Origin of the sequence: Sinorhizobium terangae (assembly GCF_009601505.1) — a bacterium.
Lineage (GTDB): Bacteria > Pseudomonadota > Alphaproteobacteria > Rhizobiales > Rhizobiaceae > Sinorhizobium > Sinorhizobium terangae.
Genome location: NZ_WITC01000124.1, coordinates 65261 through 81848, shown reverse-complemented (window position 1 = coordinate 81848; position 16588 = coordinate 65261). Strand labels below are relative to the sequence as shown.

Here is a 16588-nt window from a genome sequence, read left to right as displayed (position 1 = left end):
ATGAGGGGCGAGCGCGGCGCAAAGAACACATCGTCTCGGTCTCGGATTGCCAGACTTTTTGGCCGAACAAGCCCGCCGCCTCCTGCGGCGGCCTCTTATGTTTCATCAGGCGCGGAGCACGCCACCCGTGCTCTTCGCCACATTGGCGATGATCTTCGAAGTCAAAGCCTCGAAATCCTCGTCGGTCAGCGTGCGTTCGACCGGCTGGATCGTCACCTCGATCGCCACCGACTTCTTGCCCTCGCCAAGGGAGGCCCCCTCGAACACGTCGAAGACGTTGACGCCGGTCACCAGCTTGCGGTCCGCACCGGACGCCGCCCTCAGGATCGCAGCCGCCTCGACCGTCCTGTCGACGACGAAGGCGAAATCGCGCTTGACCGCCTGGAATGGCGAAAGCTCCAGCGCCGGCTTGGTGCGCGTTGCCTTTTTCTTCGGCTCGGGCATGGCGTCGATATAGACCTCGAACCCGCAAAGCGCGCCCGATACGTCGAGGGCATCGAGCGCCTTCGGGTGGAACTCGCCGAAGCTGCCGAGAACGATCTTCGGACCAAGCTTGATCGTGCCGGAGCGGCCGGGGTGATACCAGGCCGGGCCACCGGCCTCGAACTGGACATTGCCCATCGGCACGCCGCAAGCCTCGAGCACGGCGATGGCATCGGCCTTGGCGTCGAAAACATCGACCGGCTTGCCGCCGCCCTTGGCCACATTCGACCAGAGCCGGCCGGAGCCGTTCAGCGACGCGGTACCGCGGCGGACACCGCCGGCGACACGGCGCTGGCCTTCCGGCGTATCGTCTTCATAAGTCCCGGAAACCTCGAAGATCGCCACGTCGCCATAGCCCTTGTCGGCATTGCGCTGCGCGGCAGTGAGAAGCCCCGGCAACAGCGAGGGCCGCATGTCGGACATGTCAGCGGCGATCGGATTGGCGAGTTTCAGCGCCGGCTGGCCGCCGCCGAAGAGCTTCGCCTGCTCTTCTGAAATGAACGACCAGGTAACCGCTTCGAGCATGCCGCGGCTGGCGAGCGTGCGTTTGGCCTGGCGCGTGCGGATCTGCAATGTCGTCAGGATCTTGCCGTTGACGACATTGTGGCTTTCGAGCGGGGCCGCAACAATGTTGTCGACGCCGTGAATGCGCATGACTTCCTCGACGAGATCCGCCTTGCCATCCACGTCCGGGCGCCAGGAGGGTACGGTGACGCGGAAGCGCTCGCCGGAGCCATCGACGCCGAAGCCAAGCTTGGTCAGGATCGAGACGCTTTCCTCGGTCGACACCTCGAGGCCGGTCAGCCGCTTCACCTCAGAAACCGGGAAGTCGACGACCTTGGGCGTGTGCCCCTCGTAGCCGACTACATCCAGCTTGGCGGCCGTTCCACCGCAGAGTTCCAACACCAACTCGGTCGCCCGCTCCAGGCCCGGCACCATGTATTCCGGATCGACGCCGCGCTCGAAGCGATAGCGCGCATCGGTGATGATGCCGAGCATGCGGCCGGTCTTGGCAATGTTCATGGGATCCCAGAGCGCCGATTCGATCAGCACGTCCGTGGTGTTCTCGTCGCAGCCGGAGTGCTCGCCGCCCATGACGCCGCCGATCGACTCGATGCCGTCCTCGTCCGCAATCACCACATTGGCCGGCGACAGCGTGTATTCGCGCGTGTCGAGCGCCAGCACCTTCTCGCCCTCCTTCGCCCGGCGGACCGTGAGGTTGCCGGTGACCTTGGCGGCATCGAAGACGTGCAGCGGACGGCCCTGGTCGAAGGTCAGGTAGTTGGTGATGTCGACAAGCGCGTTGATCGGTCGGAGACCGATGGCCGTCAGCCGCTGGCGCATCCAGGCCGGGCTCGGGCCATTCTTGACGCCGCGCACGAGGCGGAGCGCGAAGCCGGGGCAGAGGTGCTTGTCTTCACCGAGATCGAGGCTCACCTTGACCGGCGTATTGCCTTCGACGGCGAAGGATGGTGCCGGTTGGGCCTTCAAGGTGCCGAGACCGGAGGCGGCGAGATCGCGGGCGATGCCGTGAACGCTGGTGCAGTCGGGCCGGTTCGGCGTCAGGTTGATCTCGATGACCGGGTCGTCGAGGCCGGCGTAAGCCGCATAGCTCGTGCCGATCGGAGCATCCTCCGGAAGGTCAATGATGCCGGTGTGATCGTCGGAAATCTCCAATTCCTTTTCCGAGCACATCATGCCGCGGCTTTCGACGCCGCGGATATTGCCGACCGAAAGCGTTACATCGATGCCGGGCACATAGGTGCCGGGGGCCGCGAAAGCGCCGATAAGACCCTTGCGCGCGTTCGGTGCGCCGCAGACGACCTGCACCGGCTGGCCGTTGCCGGCGTCGACCATCAGCACCTTCAGCTTGTCGGCGTTCGGATGCTGCTCGGCGGAGACGACCTTGGCGATGACGAAGGGCTTGAACGCCGCCTTGTCGTCGACGTCCTCGACTTCCAGCCCGATCATCGTCAGGCGGGCGCAGATTTCCTCGAGCGTGGCGTCGGTTTCCAGATGGTCCTTCAGCCAGGAAAGCGTGAATTTCATGTTTTCACCTGTGTCCCAAAAATATCAGCGCGCGGTCAAGCGGAGAGGCCGCCGAAGAGCGTCGGCATGTCGAGCGGGCGGAAGCCGTAGTGCGTCATCCAACGGACATCGGCGTTGAAGAAGTCGCGGAGATCCGGCATGCCGTATTTCAGCATGGCGATGCGGTCGAGGCCCATGCCCCAGGCGAAGCCCTGATACTCGTCCGGATCGAGACCGCCGGCGCGCAGCACGTTCGGATGGACCATGCCGCAGCCGAGGATTTCCATCCAGTCCTTGCCTTCGCCGAACTTGACGATCGGGCCGGAACGGTCGCACTGGATATCGACCTCGAAGGACGGTTCGGTGAAGGGGAAGAAGGACGGGCGGAATCGCATCGTCACCTGATCGACCTCGAAGAAGGCCTTGCAGAATTCTTCCAGGACCCAGCGCATGTTGGCGACATTCGCCGTCCTGTCGATCACCAGGCCCTCGACCTGGTGGAACATCGGCGAGTGGGTAGCGTCCGAGTCCTGCCGGTAGGTCTTGCCGGGAATGATGATGCGGATCGGCGGCTTCTGCGCTTCCATCGTGCGAATTTGCACCGGCGAGGTGTGCGTGCGCAGCACCTTGCGCTCGCCCTTCTCGTCCGGATGGAAGAAGAAGGTGTCGTGCATCTCGCGGGCTGGATGGCCTTCGGGGAAGTTCAGCGCCGTGAAGTTGTAGTAATCCGTCTCGATGTCCGGCCCTTCGGCGATCGAGAAGCCCATGTCGCCGAAGATCGCCGTGATCTCGTCAACGATCTGGCTGATCGGATGGATGCGCCCGCGCTCGGCCGGCGAGGAGCGCACCGGCAGGCTGATGTCCACCGTTTCGCGCGCCAGCCGCTCGGCGATTGCCGCATCCTTGAGCGCCAGCTTACGGGCGGAAATTGCATCCGTTACCGTGTTCTTCAGCGCATTGATCTGGGCGCCGCGCGTCTGGCGCTCCTCCGGCGTCATCGTGCCGAGCGTCTTCAAGAGTTCGGAAATGGAGCCCTTCTTGCCGAGAGCGCCGACGCGCACCGCCTCGATCGCTCCCTCGTCGCCGGCGGCGTCGATTTCCGCCAGCAATGTTCGTTCCAATGTTTCCAATTCGCTCATTCTGTCCTGCCTCGATGCGGGAATGGTTCGGTATATCGGTTCAATTCTTCAGCAATGTGATCGCGCAATGTCGGTCGGAGGGGTCGACTGTGGCTGCGACCACTGCTGGCGAGCCGAAAAGAAAAACCCGCGCCAGCCCTGCCAGCGCGGGTTTCCCAACAATTTCAGAAACGGTCTTGGGAAAACGCTGGCTTAACGGACAGCGCTTTCAAACTCGTTTGCCGTGCCGGCTTCCTTGAGGTAGGCGAGCGCCTTCTTGGCAGCTTCGACCAGCGCCGTGAATGCAGCCGTCTCATGGATTGCCATGTCGGACAGGACCTTGCGGTCGACTTCAATGCCGGCCTTGTTGAGACCGTCGATGAAGCGGCCATAGGTCAGGCCATGCTCGCGGACGGCAGCGTTGATGCGCTGGATCCAGAGAGCGCGGAAGTTGCGCTTGTTAACCTTGCGGTCGCGGTAGGCGTACTGCTTGGAACGATCCACTGCGGCCTTGGCGGCGCGAATGGTGTTCTTGCGGCGGCCGTAGAAACCCTTGGCGGCCTTGAGCGTCTTCTTGTGCTTGGCGTGGGCGGTCACACCGCGTTTTACACGTGCCATGTCATGATCTCCTTAAAATCCAAATCGCCAGACGTCTTAGAGACCGTTAGGCAGGTAGTTCTTGACGACCTTCTTGCCATCAGGCTCAGCGAGAACCATGGTTCCGCGTGCGTCGCGAATGAACTTGTTGGACCGCTTGATCATGCCGTGGCGCTTGCCAGCAGCGGCAGCGCGGACCTTGCCGGTAGCGGTGACTTTGAACCGCTTCTTGGCAGACGATTTCGTCTTCATCTTGGGCATTTTGCTACTCCATTGTTCTTAATAGTGCGAAACAGGCAGACGAGGCCCGTTTCCAGCGTTAAGAACGGCCACGGCATGCCCTGCCGGACCGTTCGGACGGGGGCTTATAACCGCACGCCCTGAAAAACGCAAGCAGGCAAACGCCGGCAATGCGCGAGGCGAAACAGGCACAGCGGCCGCCCGATCGCGCGCGCTACCGCCGCGGAAAAATCAACGCGGCCTGCAATCCGCCAAGAGGGGAACGCGCCAGCCTCAGCGTCGCCCCATAGGCCTCGGCGATATCAGCGCTGATCGCGAGACCCAGACCCGAGCCAGAGCGCTGTTCGGGGCCATGGTCGTCGAGGTGCGCGCCGCGCCTCAGGACCAACTCGCGGTTCTTATCGTCGACCCCAGGTCCGTCGTCGTCGATCTCGATCACGACGCAATCCTCGGCGTTGCGCGCACCGAGGCGTATACGCGAGCGCGCCCACTTGCTCGCATTGTCGAGCAAGTTGCCGATGCACTCGGCGAAGTCCGCGGGATCGATATCGAGCGACAGAGCCGGCTCGATGTCGACCTCCCAGGCGATGCCTTTTTCGACGGTGACCGGTCGCAATACATTGACCACCCTTGTGCCGAGCTCGGCGACAGTGGTCGCGGCCATGCGTTCGACGCCCATGCGAGCGGCCTGCAATTGCCGATCGGCACGCTGACGCACGGCATCCACCTGCTGAAGCGCGGCCGCGCGCTCGTCCGGCGGCAGGTGCTCGGCAAGATGCGCCAGTACCGTCAAGGGCGTCTTGAGGCCGTGAGCGAGATCGCTCGCCCGCGCCCGCGCACGTTCGAGCGCAGACTCGCGTTCGGCGAGCAGCATGTTGATCTCACTGACGAGCGGCTGCACCTCGCTCGGGCCGGCCGTGCCGAAATCGCTCTCCCGACCGGCACGTACGGCGGCGGCCCGCTGCCGCAGGCGCTGAAGCGGCATGAGGCCGATTGCACCCTGAAGAAAAGCCGCGCCCGCAAGCACGCCAGCCATGGCGAGGAGCATCAGCCGCATGCGGTCGTGGAATGCGCCAAGCGCGTCGTCCAGTTCCTTGCGGGAAAAGCCCGCATACGCCGTGAAGGACACCGCCGCAGGTCCGTCGCCAAGCGATAGGTGTTCGCTGTGGACGAGCATCGGCGAGCCGTCGGGGCCCTCGACCTGCGCGAAGCCTTGGTAGGCGTGTACCGGCGGCGAATCCGTATCAATCACGACGTCCCACAGCGATCGCGACCGCTGGGGCTCGCCCGACGCTGGAGAGATCTGCCAGTAGCGCCCGCCTGTCGGGAGGCGAAAGCGCGGATCGGCAGGCTCGCGTTCCAGCTGCAGTCCGCCGCCCGAGGCGGTCGTCTCGGCGGCAATGGTGTCGATGATCGACGTCATCTCTGCTCGATACTGCTTCAGCACATAGTCGGTGAAGAGCCTGCTCAAGGAGATCCATGCCATCAGCAGGACGAATGCGATCGCAATCATCGCCCCAATCGCCAGCCGCAGGCGCAGCGACCGCATCATGGTTGATCGTCCGGCAGGATGTAGCCGAAACCCCGGCGCGTCTCGATCGCGCCGCTGTCCGTCTTTTTCCGCAGCCGGGCGATCATCGCCTCAACCGCGTTCTTGGCGGCGTCATCCTCCCGCCCCTGAACATGGCTTGCGAGCTCGAGCTGCGTCACCACCTGGCCTTTTCGCTCGATGAAGAGCGCGACCATGCGGTATTCGAGAGGGCTGAGATCGAGCACCTTTCCATCGAAGGTCACCCGCCGCCTTTCCTCGTCAAGCGTGAAGCGCCCCGCGGCCCTGATGCCGCGCAGGCGCGGTCCTGCGCGTCGCAGCAGCGCCTTCAGTCGGGCGAGGAGCTCCTCGGTCCGGAAGGGTTTCGGCAAATAGTCGTCCGCCCCGGCGTCGAAGCCGTCGACACGTTCCATCCAGGATCCGCGCGCCGTCAGAACCAGCACCGGCGTCTCCACGCCCGCTTCGCGCCAGCGCTTTAGAATCGACAACCCGTCCATGCCAGGCAGGCCAAGATCGAGAACGATCGCAGCGTAGGCATCCTGTTCGCCCCTCTCCCAAACGTCCGGGCCAAAGGCGACGGTATCGACTTCATAGCCGTTTACGCTCAGCCTGGCCGCGACATGGGCGGCGATATTGGGATCATCCTCGGCCAGAAGAATACGCATGCCCGCCTCAAAATCCGAGAATATTCATGAATTTACCGGTACGCGCGTTGATCCTGAGATCACGGATGACGCCCTTGCCGTCACGGGTCGTCAGCCGGTAGACGTCGCTCCCGCCGTAGCGCCTCAGATCGATGCCGATGACGGCGCCGTACTTGTCCTCGTCGACGAGGCGCAGCACGTCCTTGAGCGGCAGGATCCGCCCTTCAACTACCGCGTCGCGGACGCGCTCCTGATCACTCCGGCGGCCGCCGGCGTCCTCGCCGTCATCATCCTGTCCGTGACCTCCGTGGCCGCTGCTGCCAGACCCGCTATTGCTGCTGCCCGAGCCACTGTTGCTGCCGCCCGAGCCACTGTTGCTGCCGCCCGAGCCGCTATTGCTGCCACTACTGCCAGAGCCACTGTTGCTCCCGCTGCTGCCGGAGCCACTGCTGCCGGAGCCGCTGCTGCCGGAGCCGCTGCTGCCGCTGCCGCTTGCGGCATGGGCAGCAAAATCCACCGGATGCGGCGCCAGCAAGGGGAAAACGCAGCAGCTAAGAAGCGCAATGAAGAGGCGGCGTTTCACCCGCATGACATTGACCAATCGACAGAGGTGCCGCTACGCGGACGCGGAGACGTTAATACGTCGCAGTGATGGCGCTTCGTCAAGCCTACAGCAAGAGCCGAACGGCGCGTTCGCTTATGGGACGCCGCGACGTCGAAAATCCCACGCGACCCAAAGCGTGGGATATTCGGGCAAGCGGGCGCGGCCGGGCTCGCAACTCACCTCATCGCGCCGTCACGATCGCGAAGTGCCCGTCACGGCGTCCGCGCAGACCTGATCGAGACGGACCCGATCGGCCCCGGATTGCGGCGCGCATCCGACCCGTGCGGCTTGACGGTGACGAAACGAGCGCCGTGCTCGAATTCTACCTCGACCTCCAGGACCCGCCCGAGATTGTCGACGGCGACCAGCGAGCCATTGAGGAGACCACGAAGTCTTTCTTCGGGGACCTTCAACGCGACTTCCGGGCGATCCGGCCTGTCGCGCCTGCGATCATCGTCGTCGTCATTGCCGGCGCGGCGGTCGTCGCCATTGTCGTTGTCCTGTCCGTGACCGCCACCGCCATTTCCGCCGCCAGAACCGCCATTGCTTCCCTGACCGCCGGAATGGCCGCTGCCGGAATGGCTGCCGCCGCCCGATCCGCTGCTACCGCCACCCGACTTGCCGCTGCCGGAACCGCTGCCGCTCGCAACCGCATCGGCCGAAAGAGGATTTGCCGAATCAGGGGCAAGCAGAGACGAGGCAAATGGTCCCGCCGCCGCACTGAAGACACCGAGGGTCGTCGCCAAAAACAAATTCCTGAACTTGGATTGCATGTTTCCATCCTTCCCTTCGCCTACCAACCCCGGAAGAATGGCATACCGTCGCTGACAGCTCGCTGAGCCGCCTTGTCAGCGTTCTGTCAGGCAGGATCGGCGACAGCGGAGCACATCTAACGCGCGTCGCGTTCAATCGGACTCACGCGACGCGCTTTACAACGCCGCGCGTCTTAAGAGACGCGCAAAGATCGCTGGAGCACGTGGAATTGCTGAATGGGTTTAATCGGCTCCGACTCGGGGAGAACATGCTGCGGGGCCAAAAGCGAAGAAGCCGCCTAACGGCGGCTTCTTGCTGGAAACGCGACGGGTTTCCCGATCACTTCGGTGCGAGCACCATCATCATCTGGCGGCCTTCGAGCTTCGGTTCGGCTTCCACCTTGGCGATCGCCTGGGTGTCGTCCTTCACCTGCAAGAGCAGCTTCATGCCGAGTTCCTGGTGGGCCATTTCGCGACCGCGGAACTTCAGCGTCACCTTGACCTTGTCACCTTCCTCGAAGAAGCGGTTCATGGCCTTCATCTTCACCTCATAGTCATGGGTGTCGATGTTCGGACGCATCTTGATTTCTTTGATCTCGACGATCTTTTGTTTCTTGCGCGCTTCGGCGGCCTTCTTCTGGTTGGCGTATTTCAGCTTGCCCAGATCAAGAATCTTGCACACCGGCGGTTCGGAATTCGGTGCGATCTCTACCAGATCAAGACCGGCTTCGTCCGCCATGCGGAGCGCCTGGTCGATCGGAACGACGCCGACATTCTGGCCTTCGGCATCGATAAGCTGAACCCGGGGGACCCGGATTTCCTTGTTTGAGCGCGGTCCCTCTTTAACCGGGGCGTCCGCTTTGAACGGTCTGCGAATGGTCGTACTCTCCTCGAGCTATTGACGTATCTTTGGTCTGCTTGAACGGTCAGCGCGATCTCAGGCGAAGCGCTTGAAACTGTCACCGACGGCAATGTGTGAATTGCGGCGCCAGAGTCAATAGCATGGCTCGCAAGGAAAATCACCCTCTGTCGAAGCATAGGCGAATCTGTTTTAGAAGGAAATCTTGCGCCCGCCGCCGTCTTTCAAGAGGACATCCGATGTCAACAGCATCAGCCGAAACTGAAATCACGCGGATCGAGGTGGGCAGCGGTGCATCCGCGCGCACGATCGCCATGCGGATCTTTCGCACCGAGCCGCGCTCTCAGCGCCCCGCGCTCGTGTGGCTCGGCGGCTATCGCTCCGATATGACCGGCACGAAGGCCGTCGAGGTCGAGCACTATGCCCGCGCAGCCGGAACCGACTGCATCCGTTTCGACTATTCCGGCCACGGCGCCTCGGGCGGCGATTTCCGGGACGGCACGATCTCGCGCTGGATCGAGGAAAGCCTTGCGGTCATCGACCACGCCGCGCCGGCATCGCGCCTGATCCTCATAGGCTCCTCGATGGGCGGCTGGGTCGCCTTGCGTCTCATTCAGGAGCTCAAACGGCGCGGCGAGGCGGGTCGCGTCGCCGGCCTTGTACTGATCGCCCCCGCCCCGGACTTCACGGCGGAACTGATCGAACCCAATCTCACCGAGGCCGAGAAAACCTCGCTTGCCGAACGCGGCTATTTCGAGGAGCCGTCGCAATACAGCCCCGAGCCCAACATCTTTACGCGGGCGCTGATCGAGGACGGCCGCGCCAATCGCGTGCTCTTGGGCCCCGTCGAGACGGGCTGCCCGGTCCATATCCTGCAGGGCATGCGCGATCCCGATGTGCCCTACAGCCATGCGCTGAAGCTGATGGAGCACATGCCGGCGGACGATGTGGTGATGACCCTTATTCGCGACGGCGACCATCGGCTCTCGCGCGACGAGGATATTGCCAAATTGAAACAGGCGATCGGCGCGATGCTGACGCAAGCCTGACGATCGCATAGCGAGGCATCTTTTCACTGCGCGCCGCGCAATGCCATTGCGGCGCAAGCGTTATTGCCGCCAATTCTTGGCGTTTTTAACCATAACGGCCGATCCGCGAATCAGAAGATTGACTCCATCGATCTAACAATATTAACTCTTTGTTAACGATTAGAGCAGCAGTCGGGGGAAATCCTACAGAAGCTGTCGTCAACTCAGGATTGCGCGGACAGGTCCGGACAGGAAGAGCCGGTACGCCGCGTTGCAGGGGATCTGTATGACGTCTTGGACAGGGGTTAAGGCAAGCATTGCGGCTTTCTGCGCAGTATTCATTTCAGCAAACACGGCAATTCCCGCCCAGGCAGGGCCCTCTCCATGGATGCAGACCGGCTCGGTAACCTCCCAGCCGATCGGGCATTACGAGTTTTGCCAGAAATATCGCGGTGAATGCCGTGCGCGGTCCAAGACCACCGTCGCGCCGCGTGTTACCGACCGCGGCTGGGCCGTCATCCGACAGATCAATGCTCAGGTCAACCGCGAGATCACGCCCGTGACCGACCAGCAGGTTTTCGGCAGGGACGAGGTCTGGTCCTACCCGACCACCACCGGAGATTGTGAAGACTTCGCACTCGAAAAACGTCGCCGGCTGATGAAGCGGGGCTTTTCTGCCAGCCAGTTGCTGATGACCGTCGTGCGCAAGCCTGATGGCGAGGGCCATGCGGTCCTGACCGTCCGCACCGCGCAGGGCGACTTCATCCTCGACAATCTCGAAAACAGGGTGAAGCTCTGGACACAAACGCCTTATCGCTATCTGAAGCGCCAGGCGTCCTATAACAGCGGCCGCTGGGTGACCATCGACAACAGCGGCGAGATCGTCGTCGGCTCGGTCGGCAACTGACAAGCCAGAAGACGCGCTATTAAAAAGGGCCGGTTTGCGCGGCCCTTTTTTCATGTCGTTTTTCGCCACATGGCGTTACCTCGAAACTGCGGCGGCATGCATCAGGCATTGCCGATCAGGACGCCGGCGGCGAGTACCAGACTGCCGCCGAGCACGACCTGGAAGGCTGCCCTGAGGAACGGCGTCTCCATATAGCGGTTCTGGATGAAGGCGATCGCCCAAAGCTCGAAAAAGACGATCGCGGCCGCCGTCACCGTCGCCGTCCAGAAGTGCGGGATCAGATAGGGCAGCGCATGGCCGAGCCCTCCGAGCGCCGTCATGATGCCCGAGGCAAGCCCGCGCTTGATCGGTGAGCCGCGCCCGGAAAGCTTGCCATCGTCATGAGCAGCCTCGGTGAAGCCCATGGAAATGCCGGCACCGACCGAGGCCGAAAGGCCTACGAGAAAGGTCTGCCAGGTGTCCTGGGTCGCAAAGGCGGCAGCAAAGATCGGCGCCAGCGTCGAGACCGATCCGTCCATCAGGCCGGCAAGGCCCGGCTGCACGTAAGTGAGAATGAACTGCCGGCGCGACGTCTGCTCTTCCTCCGCTCGCACATCTTCGGGCGTGTGCTTCTCGCCAAGCCGGCGGGCGAGCGATTCATGCGACTTCTCGGCAATTGCGAGGTCTCCGAGCAATTTGCGCGTCGCCGCATCCCCTGTGCGCGCGGCCGCCTCGACATAGAAACGGTGGGCCGCCTCCTCCATCGCTTCCGCCTCGTCGCGCGCCTTTTCGATCGGCATCTCGGCGATCAGCCAATCGGGCTTGCGCTCCGGGAAGTCGCGCACGTGTTCGCGCCGGATGAGCGGAATGCGGTTGCCGAAACGGGCGACATGCAGGTCGATCAGCGCCTGGCGATGATGGCTTTCCTCCTCCGCCATATCCTCAAAGACCTTGGCCGAGTGCGGATATTTTGCGCGCAGCGCATCCGCATAGGCGAGATAGATGCGGCCATCGTCCTCCTCCGAGGAGATCGCCAGCGCCAGGATTTCCTGTTCGCTTAAGGAAAGAAAGGGACGCTTGAAGCGGGAGAAGAGGCGGGAAAGCATTGGTGAAACCTTCTTTAGAATAATTCTAAAAATAGGAGCCGGAACATGGAGCGTCAAGGCTCGGTGCGGGCGAGCCTTGCGGCGCAGTAACGCCCGCTCATCTCGCTGCCGCGACCTTCTCCCGCACCTAGAACAGACCCTCCCCAACCCCTCCCCACAAGAGGGAGGGCCAGGCACCGCGACACACTTCCCTGCCATTTCCAACCTTCGCGCCTGCCGTACAGGTCTCCCTGAGGCGTGAACAGAGCGGACCAGCAACCCCTTCCCCTTGTGGATGCCTTGTGGGGATGGTTGGGGAGGGGTGAAGGCTTAGGGTGAGAACTCAGATCGCGAGATTGAGCGCCCGTTCCTGGTCGATATAGGCGCGCTGCTGATCGGTGATGTAGTCGCGGACGATCGGGGCGGCGTCGCGGGAGCGCGACAATTGCATGTGGAAGACGAGCTGGCTGCCGGTGCGGAACATCATCTCCGCGCTGATCAGGTAGAACTCCCACATCCTGGCGAAGCGCTCGTCGTACATCGCGATCACCTTGTCGCGGTTTTCCTCGAAGCGCTTGCCCCAGTGAGCCAGCGTCGTCGCATAGTGCACCCGCAGGAATTCCAGATCGGTCACCCACAGGCTGTTCTGCTCGACAACCGAGAAGACTTCCGAAAGCGCCGGCGAATAGGCGCCGGGGAAGATGTATTTGCGCAGCCACGAACTCGCCATGCCGGGCGGGCTCATGTGCCCGATCGAGTGTAGCACCGCGAGCCCGTCGTCCGGCATCAACGCATTCAGCTTCTTGAAGAACTCGTCATAGTGGTGAACGCCGACATGCTCGAACATGCCGACCGAGACGATGCGATCGAAGGGGCCCTGGACGTCGCGGTAATCCTTGAGCTCGAAGCGCACGCGATCGGCCATGCCCGCCTTGCGAGCCCGCTCGGACGCGAGCGCCTGCTGCTCCTTCGAGAGCGTCACGCCCAGAACCTCGACATTCTCGAGCGCCGCCAGGTAGAGCGCCAGATCGCCCCAGCCGCAGCCGATATCGAGCACCTTCATCCCCGGCTTCAGGCAGAGTTTCGCGGCAAGCAGCCGGAGCTTGTTTCGCTGCGCCGCCTCCAGCGTCTCGTCGGGAGCGCGGAAATAGGCGCAGGAATAGAGCATGTTCTCGTCGAGGAAGAGCTTGTAGAAATCGTTGCCGAGATCGTAGTGGTGCGCAACGTTCTGCTGCGCCTTGCCCTTGGGGTTTGCCTGCTGGCGCTTGCGGAAGCGCATCTTGATTGCGCGCAAGACCTTCTGGATCGGATAGGAACCGAGCGAGAGCCGGTTGATCGAGAACAGCGTGAGAAAGTCCCGGAGCGTCGAGCCCTCCTCGAAGCGCATCGTGCCGTCCATATAGGCCTCGCCGGCCGCAAGCTCGGCATTGAAGACGAGGGTGCGGTAAAGCCGCTTGTCCGTCAGCCGCATCGTCACGTGTGGCCCGGGCTCTCCGGAGAAGACGTGGCGCTTGCCATCGGCATCGATCACCGTCAGGCGACCCTTGCGAATGAAGGACTTCATCATATGCGACAATGGGAACATGCAAAACCTCGCGTGACAGGATCGCCGAGATGAGAAAGGACGCAGTTGGCAAGCCACTTTGCGTCGCGCCCCGCTTCGGACGGCGGCATCCTAGCACCGGCTTCACAAAATGCGCCCCCTATTTGCAGGTATAGGCAGCCGAATGTGAATCGAAAACGGGGACGGCAGTCAGCGACAACCGTCCCCGTTTGATTTCCCATGCGGGTTTCTCAATCAGTCCTTGGCGCGTTCGACATAGGATCCGTCTTCCGTCGCGATGACGACGCGGGTGCCGGCCTGGATGTGCGGCGGCACGGAGGTGCGCACGCCATTCGAGAGAAGCGCCGGCTTGTAGGAGGACGACGCCGTCTGGCCCTTGACCACCGGTTCGGTCTCGGTGATCTCGAGGATGACGTGCCGCGGCAGGTCGATGGCGATCGCAACACCTTCGTGGATCGACAGCATCACGGCCATGCCTTCCTGGAGATAGGCCTTCTGGTCGCCGATGTCTTCAGCCGACATGACGAGCTGGTCATAGCTTTCCGGGTTCATGAAGTGGAACCCTTCGCCGTCTTCATAGAGAAACGTGTGTTCGCGGTCTTCGACGAAAGCGCGCTCGACCTGCTCGGTCGTGCGGTAGCGCTCGGAAACCTTCACGCCATCGGAAATGCGGCGCATGTCGACCTGCGTGACCGGCGTGCCCTTGCCCGGGTGGAAGTTCTGTGCGGTAAGCACGACATACAGCTTGCCGTCGACGTCGAGAACGTTGCCCTTGCGGACAGAAGAAGCGATGACCTTGACCATTAGTCTTCCTTGTAACAGAGGTATGCGCGACACGGCGAGCCGGGAAACCCGGCCCTGCAGGACGCGAAAACTAGGATTTCGCGCCGCAACTACCCTAAATTCGCGCAAATAGCCAGCCTGCGCCGGCTCTCTCGCGAAGAAACTTGGCACGCGAAGAAAGTTTGGACAGACCGATCATGCCGCATGCTTCTCCCTGGTGGACACCGGATGTCCATGCCGATCGGCGCCCGTTTCTGATCGGGCGCAACCGCATCCAATCGGCATTGCGGCGTTACTTCGACGAGCGGGATTTCACCGAGGTCGATACGGCGAGCCTTCAGGTATCTCCGGGCAACGAAGCCCATCTGCATGCCTTTGCAACGCAGGCGCTCGGCCACGACGGCTCCGCCCAACCGCTTTATCTTCACACCTCGCCGGAATTCGCCTGCAAGAAATTGCTTGCCGCGGGCGAAAAGCGCATCGCCTGTTTTGCCCATGTCTACCGCAACCGGGAGCGCGGGCCGCTGCACCATCCCGAATTCACCATGCTCGAATGGTATCGCGCCGGCGAGAGCTACGAGGCGCTGATGCGCGACTGCGCCGAAATCCTCGCACTTGCCGCCGAGACGACCGGCACACGCTCCCTCTCTTACCAGGGCAGGACCACCGACCCGTTTCTTGAACCGGAGCGGCTTTCGTTGGCCGAAGCCTTCGAGCGCTTTGCGGGCATCGACCTGCTCGCCTCTATCGCCGAGGACGGGGCGACGGATCGCCACCGGCTGGCCGCGGCCATGAGGGTTTCGGGCTTGCGCGTCGCCGACGATGACACCTGGGCTGACCTCTTCAGCCGCGTGCTCGTGGAAAAGGTCGAGCCAAATCTCGGTTTCGGCCGGCCGACGATCCTCGACGAATATCCGACAGCCGAGGCGGCGCTCGCCAGACCGACCGCGCGAGACCGCCGCGTTGCCGAACGTTTCGAGCTCTATGCCTGCGGCGTCGAGCTTGCCAATGCCTTCGGCGAACTGACCGATGCAGCGGAGCAGCGCCGCCGCTTCGAACTCGAAATGGCGGAAAAGGCGCGCGTTTATGGCGAAACCTATCCGCTCGACGAAGACTTCCTGTCGGCTCTCGCAATCATGCCCGAGGCGAGTGGCATCGCGCTCGGCTTCGATCGCCTGGTGATGCTGGCGACGGGGGCTTCGCGCATCGATCAGGTGCTGTGGGCGCCGGTCGCGGAGGCAAGCGCATGACTGCACAGCGCTCCATCAGAACGGCGCGCGAGCTCGTCGATGCCGGTCTTGTCGCGCCGACGGACGAGGAGGCGGTTTTCCGCGTGGCGTCGCGCTATGCCGTTTCGATCAGCCCGGCCATTGCGGATCTCATCGACCGCCAGGACCAGGACGACCCGATCGCCCGGCAATTCGTGCCGAACGCGGCCGAGCTGACGCTCACGCCGGAAGAGCGCGCCGATCCGATTGGCGACGGTTCGCACAGCCCGGTTACCGGGATCGTCCACCGCTATCCCGACCGCGTGCTGCTCAAGGCGGTGCATGTGTGCCCCGTCTATTGCCGCTTCTGTTTCCGTCGCGAAATGGTCGGGCCGCAGGGGCTCGGCACGTTGACGCCTGCCGAGCTCGACGCCGCGATCGCTTACATTGCGCACCATTCGGAAATCTGGGAAGTGATCCTCACCGGCGGCGATCCGCTGGTTCTTTCGCCCCGCCGGCTCGGCGAAATCATGGAGCGGCTCGGCGCGATCGAGCATCTCAAGATCGTCCGCTTCCACACACGCGTGCCCGTCGTCGAACCGGAGCGCGTCGATGCGGCCCTTATCGCGGCGTTGAAGGCGAGCGGCAAGGCGACCTATGTGGCACTTCATGCTAACCACCCGCGCGAGCTGACGCCCGAGGCGCGCGCCGCTTCGGCCCGCCTCATCGACGCGGGCATCGTCATGGTCAGCCAGTCGGTGCTGCTCAAGGGCGTCAACGACGATGCGAACGTGCTTGCGGAACTGATGCGCGCCTTCGTCGAAACACGGATCAAGCCCTATTACCTGCATCACCCCGATCTCGCGCCCGGCACCGGCCATTTCCGGTTGTCGATCGAGGAGGGACAGAAACTCGTCGCCGCGCTTCGCGGCCGCGTTTCCGGCCTCTGCCAGCCGACCTATATCCTCGACATCCCCGGCGGTCACGGCAAGGCCGTCATCAGCGCAAGCACGATCGCTGCGGAAGGGGGCGGCTGCTACACCATCACCGATTTCCGCGGAAACGAGCACGCCTATCCGCCCGGCGGCTGACTTCCGAAAAATTCGCAGCGCACGTCACAGGCGCCGACGGTCAATCGTCAACTGGTCGAAAGCTTCAAT

At 63.0% G+C, this 16588-nt stretch carries 16 protein-coding genes; 4 read left to right on the top strand and 12 right to left on the bottom strand.

What is annotated here, in order from left to right; translation table 11 throughout:
• Positions 1 to 105: 105 nt before the first annotated feature.
• From pheT to infC, 9 genes are all read right to left on the bottom strand, one after another.
• Positions 106 to 2532 carry a phenylalanine--tRNA ligase subunit beta gene (gene pheT, locus GHK62_RS29600; RefSeq protein ID WP_153442505.1) on the bottom strand — a complete coding sequence of 809 codons (2427 nt, stop codon included), beginning with the start codon at positions 2530 to 2532 and terminating at the stop codon, positions 106 to 108.
• A gap of 35 nt (positions 2533 to 2567) precedes the next feature.
• Positions 2568 to 3650, bottom strand: coding sequence for a phenylalanine--tRNA ligase subunit alpha (gene pheS / locus GHK62_RS29595; RefSeq protein WP_153442504.1), 1083 nt, complete (start codon positions 3648 to 3650; stop codon positions 2568 to 2570).
• 192 nt (positions 3651 to 3842) lie between these two features.
• A complete protein-coding gene (rplT, locus tag GHK62_RS29590; RefSeq protein ID WP_153442503.1) occupies positions 3843 to 4247 on the bottom strand; it encodes a 50S ribosomal protein L20 in 405 nt (134 codons plus the stop codon).
• A gap of 36 nt (positions 4248 to 4283) precedes the next feature.
• Positions 4284 to 4487, bottom strand: a complete 204-nt coding sequence (rpmI, locus tag GHK62_RS29585; protein ID WP_014330719.1) for a 50S ribosomal protein L35 — start codon at positions 4485 to 4487, stop codon at positions 4284 to 4286.
• A 193-nt stretch (positions 4488 to 4680) separates the two neighbouring features.
• Positions 4681 to 6018: a sensor histidine kinase gene (locus GHK62_RS29580; protein WP_153442502.1), complete on the bottom strand. Its 1338-nt coding sequence runs from the start codon at positions 6016 to 6018 to the stop codon at positions 4681 to 4683.
• Entirely contained in the window at positions 6015 to 6680 is a 666-nt protein-coding gene (locus tag GHK62_RS29575; protein ID WP_153442501.1) for a response regulator transcription factor, read from the bottom strand. Before GHK62_RS29575 ends, GHK62_RS29580 begins: the two co-directional genes overlap by 4 nt.
• A 7-nt stretch (positions 6681 to 6687) precedes the next feature.
• Positions 6688 to 7248 (bottom strand): PepSY domain-containing protein, encoded by a 561-nt coding sequence (locus GHK62_RS33905; RefSeq protein ID WP_184108406.1) that lies wholly within the window; start codon positions 7246 to 7248, stop codon positions 6688 to 6690.
• Positions 7249 to 7475: 227 nt separating this feature from the next.
• Positions 7476 to 8009: a hypothetical protein gene (locus tag GHK62_RS29565; RefSeq protein ID WP_153442500.1), complete on the bottom strand. Its 534-nt coding sequence runs from the start codon at positions 8007 to 8009 to the stop codon at positions 7476 to 7478.
• A 346-nt stretch (positions 8010 to 8355) separates the two neighbouring features.
• Complete coding sequence (gene infC, locus GHK62_RS29560; protein WP_136506618.1) at positions 8356 to 8892, bottom strand: translation initiation factor IF-3; 537 nt, start codon at positions 8890 to 8892, stop codon at positions 8356 to 8358.
• Positions 8893 to 9113: 221 nt separating this feature from the next.
• On the opposite strand from infC, the gene GHK62_RS29555 reads away from it, so the two are divergent.
• Both GHK62_RS29555 and GHK62_RS29550 read left to right on the top strand, forming a co-directional pair.
• Positions 9114 to 9923 (top strand): alpha/beta hydrolase, encoded by an 810-nt coding sequence (locus GHK62_RS29555; protein ID WP_153442499.1) that lies wholly within the window; start codon positions 9114 to 9116, stop codon positions 9921 to 9923.
• Positions 9924 to 10188: 265 nt separating this feature from the next.
• Positions 10189 to 10809, top strand: coding sequence for a transglutaminase-like cysteine peptidase (locus GHK62_RS29550; RefSeq protein WP_153442498.1), 621 nt, complete (start codon positions 10189 to 10191; stop codon positions 10807 to 10809).
• Between the two features lie 101 nt (positions 10810 to 10910).
• On the opposite strand, the gene mbfA is transcribed toward GHK62_RS29550, so the two are convergent.
• The 3 genes from mbfA to efp all read right to left on the bottom strand — a co-directional run bounded on the left by mbfA (position 10911) and on the right by efp (position 14241).
• Positions 10911 to 11894 carry an iron exporter MbfA gene (gene mbfA / locus GHK62_RS29545; protein ID WP_153442497.1) on the bottom strand — a complete coding sequence of 328 codons (984 nt, stop codon included), beginning with the start codon at positions 11892 to 11894 and terminating at the stop codon, positions 10911 to 10913.
• Between the two features lie 322 nt (positions 11895 to 12216).
• Positions 12217 to 13458 (bottom strand): SAM-dependent methyltransferase, encoded by a 1242-nt coding sequence (locus GHK62_RS29540; protein WP_153442496.1) that lies wholly within the window; start codon positions 13456 to 13458, stop codon positions 12217 to 12219.
• A 213-nt stretch (positions 13459 to 13671) separates the two neighbouring features.
• Positions 13672 to 14241: an elongation factor P gene (efp, locus tag GHK62_RS29535; RefSeq protein WP_153442495.1), complete on the bottom strand. Its 570-nt coding sequence runs from the start codon at positions 14239 to 14241 to the stop codon at positions 13672 to 13674.
• A gap of 176 nt (positions 14242 to 14417) precedes the next feature.
• Between efp and epmA the strand changes: the two genes are divergently transcribed.
• Together epmA and GHK62_RS29525 are read left to right on the top strand one after the other, a co-directional pair.
• Complete coding sequence (gene epmA / locus GHK62_RS29530) at positions 14418 to 15470, top strand: EF-P lysine aminoacylase EpmA (RefSeq protein WP_153442494.1); 1053 nt, start codon at positions 14418 to 14420, stop codon at positions 15468 to 15470.
• Positions 15467 to 16519 carry a lysine-2,3-aminomutase-like protein gene (locus tag GHK62_RS29525; RefSeq protein WP_153442493.1) on the top strand — a complete coding sequence of 351 codons (1053 nt, stop codon included), beginning with the start codon at positions 15467 to 15469 and terminating at the stop codon, positions 16517 to 16519. Before epmA ends, GHK62_RS29525 begins: the two co-directional genes overlap by 4 nt.
• Positions 16520 to 16588: the final 69 nt, after the last annotated feature.

Bases quoted from the DNA above. Each gene is read 5' to 3' on its own strand.
- pheT (WP_153442505.1), bottom strand. From the start codon at position 2,532: ATGAAATTCACGCTTTCCTGGCTGAAGGACCATCTGGAAACCGACGCC.
- pheS (WP_153442504.1), bottom strand. From the start codon at position 3,650: ATGAGCGAATTGGAAACATTGGAACGAACATTGCTGGCGGAAATCGAC.
- rplT (WP_153442503.1), bottom strand. From the start codon at position 4,247: ATGGCACGTGTAAAACGCGGTGTGACCGCCCACGCCAAGCACAAGAAG.
- rpmI (WP_014330719.1), bottom strand. From the start codon at position 4,487: ATGCCCAAGATGAAGACGAAATCGTCTGCCAAGAAGCGGTTCAAAGTC.
- GHK62_RS29580 (WP_153442502.1), bottom strand. From the start codon at position 6,018: ATGATGCGGTCGCTGCGCCTGCGGCTGGCGATTGGGGCGATGATTGCG.
- GHK62_RS29575 (WP_153442501.1), bottom strand. From the start codon at position 6,680: ATGCGTATTCTTCTGGCCGAGGATGATCCCAATATCGCCGCCCATGTC.
- GHK62_RS33905 (WP_184108406.1), bottom strand. From the start codon at position 7,248: ATGCGGGTGAAACGCCGCCTCTTCATTGCGCTTCTTAGCTGCTGCGTT.
- GHK62_RS29555 (WP_153442499.1), top strand. From the start codon at position 9,114: ATGTCAACAGCATCAGCCGAAACTGAAATCACGCGGATCGAGGTGGGC.
- GHK62_RS29550 (WP_153442498.1), top strand. From the start codon at position 10,189: ATGACGTCTTGGACAGGGGTTAAGGCAAGCATTGCGGCTTTCTGCGCA.
- mbfA (WP_153442497.1), bottom strand. From the start codon at position 11,894: ATGCTTTCCCGCCTCTTCTCCCGCTTCAAGCGTCCCTTTCTTTCCTTA.
- GHK62_RS29540 (WP_153442496.1), bottom strand. From the start codon at position 13,458: ATGTTCCCATTGTCGCATATGATGAAGTCCTTCATTCGCAAGGGTCGC.
- efp (WP_153442495.1), bottom strand. From the start codon at position 14,241: ATGGTCAAGGTCATCGCTTCTTCTGTCCGCAAGGGCAACGTTCTCGAC.
- epmA (WP_153442494.1), top strand. From the start codon at position 14,418: ATGCCGCATGCTTCTCCCTGGTGGACACCGGATGTCCATGCCGATCGG.
- GHK62_RS29525 (WP_153442493.1), top strand. From the start codon at position 15,467: ATGACTGCACAGCGCTCCATCAGAACGGCGCGCGAGCTCGTCGATGCC.